Source organism: Bacillus sp. JJ1127 (genome assembly GCF_036965845.1).
In the GTDB taxonomy this organism is placed as follows: Bacteria; Bacillota; Bacilli; order Bacillales; family Bacillaceae_G; genus Bacillus_A.
Map to the genome: position 1 here is coordinate 358 of NZ_JBALQK010000191.1, position 13,799 is coordinate 14,156.

Sequence of the window (13,799 nt, forward strand, 5' to 3'; positions counted from 1 at the left end):
ATCATACTCTTCTCGGATTCTTAAAAAATCTGCTACTGAAACTTCTCCATAATCCTGTATACATTTTATTAAACTCGTTTCAAATAAATGAACCCCATATGTAGATAAGACAACTTGATGTATTCTTTTTACATACTGACTTGCAATTTCCCGCTTTATCTCTAAACTTATATCCTCATTTTGTAACATTGCTTGCACACAGATTATTTCAAAATAATATGCCATAATTTCGTTTACTAATTGCGTACTATCATCAAAGAACGTATGGCTATAACTTTGATTAAAATACGCATGTCCTAATTCATGACATAATATAAATAAACTATCTACGTCATCATGATAGTTAAACAGAATTCTACTCTCTTTAGTATTTGGAAAATAATATGTTTTATTCACTTCAATTTCATTGTACACTTGCACAAAATCATATTGAAACATCTTTTCAATATGATTGATCCAACGATCTTGTCCGCATTTCTCCAAGCTTGTTAATATGATTTCTTTCGCCTCATCAATTAAAATTGTGCTTCGTTCCTCTTCATTATACGCTAAAAAGTCCGCACTAATTTCCCCCGATGAATTTGGAAATATAAGTGATAGACTTTTCGTAATAAGAGCATGAAATCTCTTCTGCAATTTCTCTTCAAACGTATGTAACGTTCCTTCCCTCACTCCAAAAACTTCCATATAGTAATCAGATGTTTCCAAAGATAAATAGCTTTTCTTACTGTTTGTAAAAAATTGAAGGATTTCATCTCCGTTGCTTTGCAATACCTCATAGACACTTCTCTGCATTGATTTCTTCTCTTCATAATCCTTTGCATCACGCATCATTTCAAAGATTTCAGAAATAGCATATGTCTCACCTTGATAGACAATTTTCATGTTTCGAATTATCTGTAAGTACCGCTCATACTCCTCTTCGTTCCCATCCTGTTCTTCTATATCATGCATAAGTTTAACAAATTCGTTATACTCCTCTTCCAATTGTAAAATAGACAACTGATCCATATGTAGTAAAATATCAAAAACTTGATGCATAGATAAAATATCAATTTCAATTACTTTTGGAAGAATAGTTCCTTTTACATACGCAATATTAGAAATCTCTTCTATTTTCCGCTTCAATTTTTCTTGATGAAGAGGCATAATTTTTTGCAAGGATTGGGTAAATGGCTCCCAAGGTATTGATTCATGATTTGCTGAAGTACGGAATTTAATAAAATCAAAACTATATCCATTTTGTTGCATATGCTCATCATTTATTATATCTCCAAATATAATCCGGCTAATAATAAGTGAAACAGCTAAACTTTGAATAATTGTTCCTCTATTTTCGCGAATTACATATTCTGTATAATAATTTTGGAAACTATCCTCAAGTATTAGAGCACCATTATTACTATTACTTACATGCAATACTTTTACAAAATCATTATGATACCCCATCAAAAAATACTTGATTTTTTCTTCATCACAATAGTCCATTATATCTTTTTGCAATTGTAGTGAAGAGTCATCAAAACATCCAAAAATATAGCTGATCTCATTTAAATTTAATTGCAATAAATCCTTAAGTGTTTCTATTTTCATATCAAATACTTGAATTTTGATATACGGATCCATCTTACCCAGTTTCTCTTGGATTACATGTATTTTTTTCTTGTTAATATCTTCTGTTTGAAATATCGTTTGTGCTCTAATATTTTTAGGATGAACTGTATCAAAATCGATTACAATAATCTCTCCAACACCAAGTTTTGATAACGTCATGCATAATGTTGCACCAATCGTACCGGCTCCGATAACAACTGCCTTTATCTTCTTCATCTTCTGAACGATTGTATCTGCATGTAAAGTAGAATCATGTGTACTGAAATAGTTGAAATTTCTACGATTAAACAACTGTTCTTCCTTATCTTCATCACAACGTTTTTCATATAAAAGTCGATTCTCATTTATAAATTGAATAATGTTTTGTAATTCTTCATCATCCATTCCATTCTTATTCTTCCATTCATGTATATTTTCCCGAATATCACCTATAGGATTTTCTAAAATCTTTAACAATGACCATAGTTTTTCAAATTCATTCACTTCAATAATCCGTTCTTCTCCATCGTAATAGACAATTTCATTTTTATTCGGATACCCTCTAAAATTTAAACTTGTTTTTAATCTCATATTCTTTCTCTCCATTCCATTGAAAAAGAAGGTGTTTGCACACCTTCTTCTTTTCAAAACTAGCATAATAATAAACAAACACATTGATTCTCTCGTTGCGTAGCTTTTTTAATTTTGACTGTTAGTTTCATTTGAAGACCCCCTTTTTTTCAATATATTGGTAATACAAGGATATATTAACAATTATCCCCTTTTAACTTCAACTCAATTTCATATATTCAGAATTTTCAGATGTTGATAAAACATTTTCTAATTCCTGCCACATTTCCTATTCGACATTTTATTTCCTAGCCACAATCCATTGGAGCAATAGAGATCTATATTTTATCAAGTAAAATATTCTACTGGAAAAATATAATATTTCCTAACCATTTTATCTACTAACTTTTCAAAAAATAAAAATTTAATCAGTGGGTTTCCTCCATCCCACTGATTACTCCTCCAGCAATACATATCATGTTATTTCAATCGGTATTAATTGAGCATGACAACTTCTCTCATAAAACTCAATCGGGCCTGCTTGACCAATAATTGCATATTCATAACCAATTTGCTTCATATCAGACAAGCATCGATATAACAGTTCTCTCCCCACACCTTTTACACGATTATTTTTAGCTGTTCCCATCGGTCCAAATAGCCCCTTCTTTTCTCTTACAACATCATAACAAGCAAAACCAATAATCTTTTCATTTTGCTTTGCAATATAAATTGGTGGTTCTTTATATTCTCGAAAACCTTTATTCACCGCTTCAATCCATCTTTCACCAAATTCATAGATAACAAATTGGAGAAGTTCTTCTACATCAGATTGAGTTGCTCGGCTAACATTACAAATTGAATGATTCATAGTTGTTGCTATTTCACAATTTTTCAAGTTCACGGTCATATCTCTCGGTACTGAAACAATTTGTAAAATTCCTTGTTGAATATCTTCACCTATTACATTTTGAATCTCCTCATTTTGCTGAAGAATAACACTTAAAATATGCCCTTCATTTACATACACTTGATTAAACCGTTCCATCTTACGCTTAGCTAGCTGAAAGATTTCCATTGTTTTATAAGAAACTTTATATCCTTCTATTTTCATATATCTTTTATCTTTAAAATATGTATGTTGTAAGTACGATAACCTTGTTAAAAAATCTATACCAACATAGCGGAACAAATACATATGTAACTCAGCACAAACTCCAGTTCCTTCCTTGCAAGCTCCTATAAATAAATCTAAAGGTTGAATGCTGTATTCGTTACATTCAGCCTCTTTACTTGCAATTTGAAAGATTCTATTTACACGCTTTGTGAATTGAAACTCTCCCATGTATTATTCTCCCTTCTACACTAACTTTTTAAATAGAAACGTCGCTCCTGTATCATCAGATTCTATACACCATTCAATATCCATTTCTTTCGCCATAACAGCAATGATGGATAATCCAATTCCCGCACCCTTATTTGACGAATGAGCATTTTGAAAACCTGACCCATGGTCAACGACTGCAATCGTTCCTTCTTCATGGTTCATATATACTCCTATAAAATTCCCATCACTCGCATGTCGAACTACATTTTGAATTACATTATCTATGATTCTTTGAAACCAATTTTCATCAATATTCCAAAATAACTGCTGTTCTGGAATCATAATATCAACTTCAAAACCTTGCTCATCTAATATGTCATACCATGATGCAACAAGTTTTCTCATTAAACGTGTCATATCCGTTCGTTCTGGGTGATACGGATATTTTTTTGCTGTTATTAACGAATAGGATAGTAAGTTCTCAATTAATTCGGCTAGGTAATTAATTTTTTCATCCATTAGCGTAATTGTTTTGTATCCCTTTTCCGAGATAACCTCTTCTTTCAAAGAGTCCATTTGTGCACGCATTGTCGTTAATGGTGTTCGCAAATCATGAGATAGATCAGCAATTAATTTTCTACGAAATTGTTCCTCTTCCTTCTCCTTCATCCGACTTTGCTGTAAAGCTCCTACCATTCGATTAAATGACTCTTCTAACAAACCAATCTCATCTTGTTTTGATATTTGAACTGGTGATGGAAGAGAATGATCCTGGGGTAGTTCCATTGCCTTTTGTAACTTTAACAATCGTTTTCTAATTTTTAGAAAGAATACAATAGAAGAAACAATAAATATTGCAAAAAAAGAAATAATCACAGCTTCAAATACAACTTCAAATTTTTCTCGAACTTGATGCATTGGTGGTTTAAAATACTTTCTTGGAATTTGAAATACCATGAATGCTCCTCGCTCATTTTCTCCTATATAAGAAACGATCGTATATGGATCACCGTCAAAGCTTTTTTTCATAAACCCCACTGAATCACTAGCAGACCATTGTTTCGGAATATGCTGCTGTTCTGGAATTTGAAAACTCGTTTCACCACGACTATTTACCCAAAATAACGAGCTTTCTGGATACTTCTCGTGAAAACTTTGAAAAACTTGTTGAATTTCTGCTGGATTTTCTTCATGTAAAATCCTCGCTTTACTTTGCCATTCTTCTTCAATTTTTCCACTTGAATAATATACACCTAACCCTCTGATCCACTCCACGTAATTCATAAAGAGCATCGAAGTCAAGGGAACAATTAATGGTAACAAAATCATCGCTATAAATATGATAAGTAAATACTTTCTCAATAACGAAGTTTTTTTCATCATGCCTTACACCGATAACCAATTCCACGTATTGTTTCTATTATTTTAGGGCTACTTGGATTTCTCTCTATTTTTTCACGTAAATGGCGGATATGAACCATTAATGATTTATCCCCTTCTATGTAGGCTTCATTCCATACTGCCTCAAAAATTTGTTCCTTTGTTAATGTACGATTCATATTCTTCATCAAATAGAAAAAGATTTGATGCTGTTTTCCTGATAGAACAATTTCATCATCTGTGTCTGCATCAACAATCCGGTAATCTTTCATAAATACTTTTAGATGTTTCACATGTTGCACTTCTGCCCCATCTTTGTTGTACCGCCTTAATAAAACTTCAATACGTGCCATTAACTCTTTGGGATGGAATGGCTTTGTTATATAATCATCAGCAAATGTTAATCCATATATTTTATCTTCTAGTGTTGTTCTTGCAGTCAGCATAATGATTGGAATATCTGGATATTCACTTTTAAAACGTTGGGCTAATGTAAAGCCATCAAGCCCGGGTAACATAACATCTAAAACAATTACATCGGCTGTTTCACACGCTTCATTAGTACCTTTCTCTGAAGTAAACCATGAAACTTCATACTCTTGTTTCTCCAGTTCTCTTTTTACCCATTCCCCAATCTCAAGATCATCCTCAACATATAAAATGTGTGTCATTTTTTCACCTTCATATATAAATTTAACCGTTCTCTTCCATCATAAGGAATACAACACAATTTGAAAACTAGCATACTCCAAAATTAGGTAATAATGTATAAATTTAAACAAATCTTAAACTCTTCTAACCTTATCATTAACCTTTATTTCCTATACTTGATTTGAGGTGATAGGAATATGAATTATATTGTAGAAACGGCAGGGTTAACAAAAAAATATCGAAATGATTATGTGGTACATAACGTAGATTTAAAAATTCCAAAAGGAGAGATTTACGGATTCCTCGGACCTAACGGAGCTGGTAAAACAACTAGCATTCGCATGTTATTAGGTCTTATTAAACCGTCGCAAGGGAATGTCACAATATTTCAACAAGATTTAGCAAAAGAACGTTTATCCATATTATCTAAAATTGGAGCTCTTGTTGAAAATCCATCTTATTATGCTCACTTAAATGCTATTGAAAATTTAGAAGTCTATCGTATATTACGTAATGTTCCGAAAGAAAAGATTGCAGAGGTTTTGCAAATCGTTGGTCTACAACATGCTGCAAAACAGAAAGTAAAAGAATACTCACTAGGAATGAAACAACGGTTAGGAATTGCAATTGCCTTACTTGGTGATCCACAGCTATTAATTTTAGATGAGCCGACAAATGGACTTGATCCAGAGGGGATTCATGAAATTCGCACTTTAATTAAACAATTAGCGAAAGAAAGAGGTATTACCATTCTTATATCTAGTCACTTATTAAGTGAAATTGATCAAATGGCAACTTATGTTGGAATCATCGCAAAAGGAAAGCTTATTTTTCAAGATAAAATAGAAATATTACGCCATCATGCTCAGCATTCTATTTCACTTATGACTGACAAACCAGATGCTGCTTGGAAAATCATTCTTGCTAAAGGAATTCCTTCCGTGCAAGAGGAGAAGCGAATTATTCTATCAAACGTATCAAACGAAACTGTTGGAGAGATTGTAAAAACACTTGTAACACATAACATTTCTATATTTAGAATTGAAGAAAATAAAAAATCACTCGAAGAGATATTCTTACAGCTTGTAAAGGAGGAGGAGACACATGTACAAACGCCTCTTTCAATCTGAGCTTTTAAAAATAAAGAGGACATGGATTTGGTTTTTAATTTTTTTAGGACCAGTAGGTGTCATTTCGCTTCAAGCATGTAATTTTTTTCTTCGTTATGATTGGTTGACAGAGAAATATGCAAAAGACTTATGGGGCGGCCTTATTTCTGAGACACAACCGCTTGCTCTAGTAACCCTTATATTAGGTACTACCATTATTACTTCTTTAATCGCTCATATAGAGCATCATTCTAGTTCATGGAAACACCTTCTATCCTTACCTATTAAGAAGAGACATATTTTTTTAGTAAAATTTATATTGGTGTTTTGCCTGCTCACTGTATCTTGTTCTTTATTATTGATTGGTACAGTTGGGTTAGGTTTAGCATTACAATTCGATACTGCAATCCCATGGTTTTCTATATTTAAAATGAGTTTCTATCCTTATTGGTCAGCACTACCAATTGTAGCTTTACAATTATGGGTCGCTGTCACATTTCAAAACCAAAGTATTACATTTACAATCGGACTGTTAGGAACTATTTTCACAATGTTTTCAGCAGCTCTTCCAAATTGGTTCATATGGCGATGGCCAAGTTTACGGATTGACTGGGGACCTCCACTTTTATGTGTAGCAATGGGTCTAATCGTTAGTATATGTATGCTGTTTGTCGAAACAGCAGATTTTACTAGAAGGGATGTGCACAAATAATGATTTGGCTTAGAACAATGCAAGTTGAATTTTATAAAATGAAAAAAACAAAAATATGGATATTATTATTTTTGAGTCCTATTTTAGCTGGAGGAATCGCCTATGCAAGTGGTTCAAGCTACCCTGAATATAAACATTGGGAATTAGTTTATAATATTATGATAACGATACACGGCATGCTACTTTTACCATTGTTAACAGGCATTTTCACTGCATTTATTTGCCGATATGAACATTCAAACGGGGGATGGAAACAACTGTTGGTACAACCGATAACAAGGTATCACACCTATATAATGAAATTTTTATTTGTTCTCTTATTTGTAGGTACAATGCAAGTTCTCTTCATTATAAGCTATGTTAGTGTTGGACAACTTTTGCATTTATCCGGTCCGTTTCCGCTCATTCCTACAATTAAAAGTGTTACGGGGGGCTGGATTGCTACTCTACCTTTAATCGCCTTACAATTATGGGTGTCAACTATCTGGTCCAGCTTTGCGGCACCGATTGCTTTAAATGTTATAGCTTCCATACCCGCTCTAATGATTGCAAATTCCGAAAGGTTTGGTCCTTTTTATCCATGGGCTCAACCATTTCTCGCCATGCTTCCTAAAGAAGATTCACAACTATTTTATATTTCTTTTCACACACTAATATTTGTCGTAATTGGTAGCTTTGTTATTTTATTTATAGGTGGTTTTGTTCATTTTATGAAAAAAGCATATTAATTCCTTATATACAATATAAATAGCCCAGAACTGTTCAAAAAAAAGTTCTGGGTTATCAAAACTAGACATACGAGTTGTATCCATATATAGTAGAAACAATTACTCCAACTACCAATATCCCTGGCAATAAATTTGCTACTTTAATTTTAATAAAACCAAGTAGGTTTAATCCAATCGCAAGAATCATAATGCCACCTGTCGCAGTCATCTCAGTTATAAATTGATTCATCAATTTCTCCGGTACAAAATTATCGATTTGCGTCGCAAATATAGCAATTACACCTTCATATAAGATAACTGGTACTGCTGAAAACAATACTCCAATCCCAAGCGTTGTTGTTAAAATAAGAGAAATAAACCCATCAATAATCGCTTTTGTAAAGAGTACATCATGATTTCCACGAATACCACTATCTAATGCTCCTAGTATCCCCATCGCTCCAATTGCGAAGATTAACGTCGCTGTTACAAACCCTACAGATATACTTCCTTCTCCTTTGGAACCAACTTTATTTTCTAACCAATCTCCTAAACTTTTTAATTTCTCTTCTAATTGTAGCCATTCCCCTATTACCGCTCCTATTACAAGACTTAAAATGACAACAAGAAAGTTCTCACTCTTCAATCCCATTTGTAATCCCAGTACTGTAACAGCTAGACCAATCGTATGCATAACCGTTCCCTTCATACTTTCCGGAATGCTACTCAACACTTTACCCAATAACGTACCTATAATGATACATACTCCATTTACAACTGCTCCTAATATAACCATTCCATATTCTACATCCTCATTGACTGCAAGACTTTGAGTATTACAATAAAGCCCCAGTAGCTTATTCATTAGGAAACTTCCTGTTCCCAAACTATGTAAAAAGAAAAAGTGTCAAAACCGGTATACTAACTCTTACATTTAAAGGAAAGGATGTCCAAATGTCATTCAATCCTTATATCATCCGTAACGATCAAATTTCTCTTGTTACCCCTGAAGAAAAGAAAACAGCCTTACAATATTTACAGACTGTTTCAGGTGACATAGAAATTGATGAAAATGGAAAAATAATTGACAAACGCAAATAGATAGAAAGAGAGCTTATCATTTTTTAGCTCTCTTTCTTGTTTGTATATTAAATTAGCAAATCAAACAAAACAGGGTTTTTATTTAACTCTACAAATTGAATATGATTCTCTTGAAAGCGAGTAATTAACGGCTCATAATCTTCTTTATGTTTTAACTCCACGCCAACAAGCGCGGGACCATTTTCCTTATTGTGTTTCTTAATATACTCAAAGCGGGTAATATCGTCCTCTGGCCCTAAGCCTTTATCCAGGAACTCTCGCAATGCCCCTGAGCGCTGCGGAAATTCAATGATAAAATAATGTTTTAATCCTTCGTAAATGAGAGAGCGCTCTTTCATTTCTTGCATTCTATCAATATCATTATTCCCACCACTTAACGTACAAACAACGCTTTTCCCTTTTATTTCATCTTTATAAAAGTCGAGCGCCGCAATGGAAAGAGCACCAGCTGGTTCCGCAACGATTGCATTTTTCTTATATAATTCTAAAATTGTTGTACAAATTTTTCCCTCAGGAACTAATACAATATCATCGAGTACATCTTTACAAGTTTCAAAGGTTAATTTCCCTACCTTCTTGACCGCTGCTCCATCCACAAAACTATCAATGCTCTCTAGCGTCACATTTTTGTTTTGTAAAAAAGCTTCTTTCATCGATGCTGCTCCCTTTGGTTCCACACCGATTACTTTTGTAGTAGGACTCACACCTTTTACATATGTACCGATACCAGAGGCTAGACCGCCACCGCCGATTGCTGTGAACACGTAATCAACGGGTTGCTCCATATCATGTAAAATTTCAACTGCAACCGTCCCTTGACCGGCAATCACATATGGATCATCAAATGGATGCACAAACGTCATACGATTTTCTTCACAATAGCGCTGTGCTTCCTGAAAAGAACTATCAAATGTATCACCGACTAATACAATTTCCGCATAATCACCGCCAAAGAACTGGACTTGTGATACTTTCTGCTTTGGTGTTGTTGTTGGCATGAAAATTTTTGACGGAATCTTCAATAAATTACATGTGTACGCAACACCTTGCGCGTGGTTACCAGCACTCGCACATACGACACCGTTTTGTAATTGTTCTTTCGATAAACTTTGAATTAAATTGTAAGCACCACGAATTTTAAATGAACGAATGACTTGCAAGTCTTCTCTTTTCACATACACGTCGCATTCATACTTCTCAGATAAAACCGCATCTCGCTGAAGCGGTGTTTTATTGACGATATCCTTCATATGATTATGAGCCATAAGGATATCTTCAATTTTCACTCTCTCCTTTACATTTTGCACCATTTCGTATCATTCCTTATCTCTTTTTTTTATATCATTTCAATCAAAATTTTGCATTTTCAATACTGCGCCTGTATTTGCTGATGTCACCATTTGTGCGTAGCGCCCAAGCCATCCCGTTTTTACTTTTAATTCTGGTCTTTTCCACTCTGTCCGGCGTTTTTCTAACTCTTCTTCACTTACTCTCACTTCAAGTAAACGCTCATCTACATCAATACATACGATATCTCCTTGCTCAAGAAGTGCAATTTCCCCGCCGGCAGCCGCTTCTGGTGAGATATGTCCTACAGAAATACCACGTGATGCCCCTGAGAAACGTCCATCTGTTAAGAGAGCAACATCTGCCCCTAACCCCATACCAGCAATTGTTGATGTTGGAGCTAACATTTCTGGCATACCAGGACCACCTCTTGGCCCTTCATAACGAATAACAACAACATCTCCTTTTTTTACTTTTCCAAGCATAATTCCTGCAAGTGCCTCGTCCTGTGAATTAAAAATAACACACGGGCCCTCAAATCGTTTTACTTCTGTTGCACCACTTTTAATAACAGCACCATCTTTTGCAAGGTTTCCTTTTAATATACGCAGGCCACCTTCTTCACTATGAGGATTTTCAAGAGAGTGAATTACTTCTTTATCCTGAATATTTGCATGAGCGATGTTTTCTCGTAATGTCTGACCAGTAGCAGTAATACGATCGAGATGAAGTACATCCTCTTTTCTACTTAATTCTTTTAAAATTGCACTAATGCCACCCGCGCGATCAATATCTTCCATATGCCAATTTGAAGCTGGACTTACTTTGCATAGGTGAGGGACACGTCTCGAAACTGCATCAATACGGCTCATATCATAATCAAGTCCCGCTTCTTGTGCGATTGCTAGCGTATGTAATACCGTATTCGTTGATCCTCCCATCGCCATATCAAGCGCAAATGCATCATCAATCGCTTCTTCTGTCACGATGTCGCGTGGTTTAATATCACGTTCAATTAATACTTTTAATTTTTCAGCTGCTTGTTTAATTAATTCCTCACGCCTTGGATCTGTCGCTAAAATACTTCCATTCCCAGGAAGCGCAAGTCCCAATACTTCACATAAGCAGTTCATCGAATTTGCAGTGAACATACCTGAACAAGAACCACAAGATGGGCAGCCATGATCTTCAATATCTTTTAATTCTTCTTCTGAAATTTTCCCAGATTGATAAGCTCCTACTCCTTCAAAAACAGAGCTTAAATCGACTACATCACCTTTAGATGTTTTCCCAGCCGCCATTGGTCCACCTGAAACAAACACGGTTGGAATGTTAACACGCAATGCTGCCATCATCATACCAGGTGTAATTTTGTCACAGTTCGGAATACAAATCATCCCATCAAACCAGTGCGCATTTACTACTGTTTCAACCGAATCAGCAATAATCTCACGGCTTGGGAGTGAATAACGCATACCAATATGCCCCATTGCAATCCCATCATCTACTCCAATTGTATTGAATTCAAACGGAACCATTCCTGCAGCGCGCACCGCTTCTTTTACAAGGCGGCCAAATTCATTTAAGTGTTTATGTCCTGGAATAATTTCAATAAAAGAATTACAAATTGCTACAAACGGCTTGTCAAAATCCTCATCTTTCAAACCTGTTGCTTTTAATAAACTACGATGTGGTGCTTTATCAAAGCCCTTTTTAATCATGTCACTTCTCATTTTTTTAAGTCCCTCCTACACATTTTTCTTTACAAACTGCATGGTGTTCCTCTATTTTGCTAACCATCTGCTCCTTAAGCTAAACTCTCTGCTAGGCCCGGAACGCGTACGCCTCGCTCTCTAGTTAACTTTTTAAATTCTTCCGTTAACTGCTTGGTCACTTCTCCTGGCTTTCCATTCCCGATTTCTCTGGAATCAACTTTTACAACTGGAATTAATTCAGCAGCAGTTCCTGTTAAAAACACTTCGTCTGCTACATATACATCATGACGAGTAAATGGTCTTTCTTCACATGAGATACCTAATCGTTCACACAGTTCAATCACACTATTTCGTGTGATACCTTCTAATGCTCCTAAATAGGCAGGAGGTGTTAACACTTTTCCATCTTTCACAACAAAAACGTTATCTCCTGATCCTTCACAAACATATCCTTGTTGATTTAACATAAGTGCTTCTAGTACACCAGCTTGTGCTGCTTCAATCTTTACTAATACATTGTTTAAATAATTCATTGACTTAATGCGTGGATCAAGCGCATCCGGCATATTCCGGCGAGATGCAACAGATACAACGCTAAGGCCGTTATCATAAAATTCTTGTGGAAACAACTTTAACTGTTCTGCGATAATAATGACACTCGGCTTTTCACAACCTCTTGGATCGAGTCCTAAATTCCCTTTTCCTCTTGAAACAATTAACCTGATATATGCATCGGCATATTCATTTTTTTGTAGTGTCTGTAAAACTGCTTCTTCCATTTCTTCTACTGTCATTGGAATAGTGAGTAAAATTGATTTCGCGGATTCATATAAACGCTTCAAATGCTCTTTTAAACAAAATACATTTCCGCCGTAACTACGAATCCCCTCAAATACGCCGTCTCCATATAAAAATCCGTGATCATATACTGAAACAACCGCTTTTTCCTTCTCTACTAATTCCCCATTCATATAGATATACTGGTTTCCCATCTTACATCGCTCCTTTTTATGCAATCCATTTCTATATCGATTGCTGAGAAGAATACATTTAGACAGAATATTCTGTATATTAAACCTAAAAATATACTCACCTCAACAATCGATTTTCTACAAACGTGTAGCAACCTAGTACTGAGACGAGGGAATCGTGGTACCACTCAGCTTCCTTATACTTCTCACAAAATATAAGCTCTGTAAGTCCAAATTAGACTTCTGTTCTTCTACCGGGAACAACTCCGTTACTCCCTACTTGTTTCCTTTCGTGAGTAATGCTCCGAGGTGATTTTCAATCGATATAATTGTTACTACCCTCACAGCCACGGGGCAGCTCTCTGAAACAATTTATATCGTTTACTCTCCTCTTCTTCACATTCTTCTATTCTATTTTCTAAAATAAAAACTCTCGCTTCAGCAATCAATTACTACACCATAGTAGCTTTGATTGCTGAGGCGAGAGTTTCGCGTTACCACTCAGCTTCCTTATACTTCTCACGAAATATAAGCTCTGTAGGTCCTATCAGACCCCCGTCCATTTACCGGAGACGATACCGCCGCCCTCTACTCAGTTTCCCTTTCGCAAGCGATGCTCCGAGGTGATCTTCAATGATTCGATCGTTACCACCCTTCCAGCCACGGGGCAGCTCTC

Annotated in this window: 11 protein-coding genes, 1 pseudogene and 1 other annotated feature; of the genes and pseudogenes, 4 read left to right on the forward strand and 8 right to left on the reverse strand. The window is 35.2% G+C overall.

The genetic code is table 11. From position 1 onward, the window contains the following. The 4 genes from V7183_RS18385 to V7183_RS18400 form a co-directional block, all read right to left on the reverse strand. A partial coding sequence (locus V7183_RS18385; RefSeq protein WP_335360386.1) for a ThiF family adenylyltransferase occupies positions 1-2,184 on the reverse strand: 2,184 nt, incomplete at its 3' end. 454 nt (positions 2,185-2,638) lie between these two features. Then, positions 2,639-3,508 carry a GNAT family N-acetyltransferase gene (locus tag V7183_RS18390; RefSeq protein ID WP_335360387.1) on the reverse strand — a complete coding sequence of 290 codons (870 nt, stop codon included), beginning with the start codon at positions 3,506-3,508 and terminating at the stop codon, positions 2,639-2,641. Between the two features lie 15 nt (positions 3,509-3,523). Beyond that, the gene (locus tag V7183_RS18395; RefSeq protein WP_335360388.1) at positions 3,524-4,870 is read right to left on the reverse strand and encodes a HAMP domain-containing sensor histidine kinase; all 1,347 of its coding nucleotides are present in this window, start codon (positions 4,868-4,870) and stop codon (positions 3,524-3,526) included. Further along, complete coding sequence (locus V7183_RS18400; protein WP_097896389.1) at positions 4,870-5,541, reverse strand: response regulator transcription factor; 672 nt, start codon at positions 5,539-5,541, stop codon at positions 4,870-4,872. The genes V7183_RS18395 and V7183_RS18400 overlap by 1 nt, the downstream gene beginning before the upstream one ends. Before the next feature lie 177 nt (positions 5,542-5,718). Here V7183_RS18400 and V7183_RS18405 point away from each other — a divergent pair, with 177 nt between their 5' ends. From V7183_RS18405 to V7183_RS18415, 3 genes are read left to right on the forward strand one after another with little or no spacing between them, the layout of a single operon-like run. Beyond that, the gene (locus tag V7183_RS18405; protein WP_335360389.1) at positions 5,719-6,651 is read left to right on the forward strand and encodes an ABC transporter ATP-binding protein; all 933 of its coding nucleotides are present in this window, start codon (positions 5,719-5,721) and stop codon (positions 6,649-6,651) included. Further along, positions 6,626-7,342: an ABC transporter permease gene (locus V7183_RS18410; protein WP_335360390.1), complete on the forward strand. Its 717-nt coding sequence runs from the start codon at positions 6,626-6,628 to the stop codon at positions 7,340-7,342. Before V7183_RS18405 ends, V7183_RS18410 begins: the two co-directional genes overlap by 26 nt. Beyond that, positions 7,342-8,070, forward strand: coding sequence for an ABC transporter permease (locus V7183_RS18415; RefSeq protein WP_335360391.1), 729 nt, complete (start codon positions 7,342-7,344; stop codon positions 8,068-8,070). Before V7183_RS18410 ends, V7183_RS18415 begins: the two co-directional genes overlap by 1 nt. Before the next feature lie 61 nt (positions 8,071-8,131). Here V7183_RS18415 and V7183_RS18420 read toward each other — a convergent pair whose 3' ends face one another. Further along, positions 8,132-8,845 carry a DUF554 domain-containing protein gene (locus V7183_RS18420; RefSeq protein WP_097896420.1) on the reverse strand — a complete coding sequence of 238 codons (714 nt, stop codon included), beginning with the start codon at positions 8,843-8,845 and terminating at the stop codon, positions 8,132-8,134. A gap of 23 nt (positions 8,846-8,868) precedes the next feature. On the opposite strand from V7183_RS18420, the pseudogene V7183_RS18425 reads away from it, so the two are divergent. After that, positions 8,869-9,150, forward strand: a pseudogene (locus tag V7183_RS18425) (CapA family protein); the annotation flags it as partial. A gap of 47 nt (positions 9,151-9,197) precedes the next feature. On the opposite strand, the gene ilvA reads toward V7183_RS18425, so the two are convergent. The 3 genes from ilvA to ilvE all read right to left on the reverse strand — a co-directional run bounded on the left by ilvA (position 9,198) and on the right by ilvE (position 13,144). Beyond that, complete coding sequence (gene ilvA / locus V7183_RS18430; protein WP_335360392.1) at positions 9,198-10,460, reverse strand: threonine ammonia-lyase IlvA; 1,263 nt, start codon at positions 10,458-10,460, stop codon at positions 9,198-9,200. Between the two features lie 36 nt (positions 10,461-10,496). Next, a complete protein-coding gene (gene ilvD / locus V7183_RS18435; RefSeq protein ID WP_335360393.1) occupies positions 10,497-12,170 on the reverse strand; it encodes a dihydroxy-acid dehydratase in 1,674 nt (557 codons plus the stop codon). Positions 12,171-12,244: 74 nt separating this feature from the next. Then, positions 12,245-13,144: a branched-chain-amino-acid transaminase gene (gene ilvE, locus V7183_RS18440; RefSeq protein ID WP_335360394.1), complete on the reverse strand. Its 900-nt coding sequence runs from the start codon at positions 13,142-13,144 to the stop codon at positions 12,245-12,247. A 139-nt stretch (positions 13,145-13,283) separates the two neighbouring features. Next, positions 13,284-13,529, reverse strand: a binding site (T-box leader). Positions 13,530-13,799: the final 270 nt, after the last annotated feature.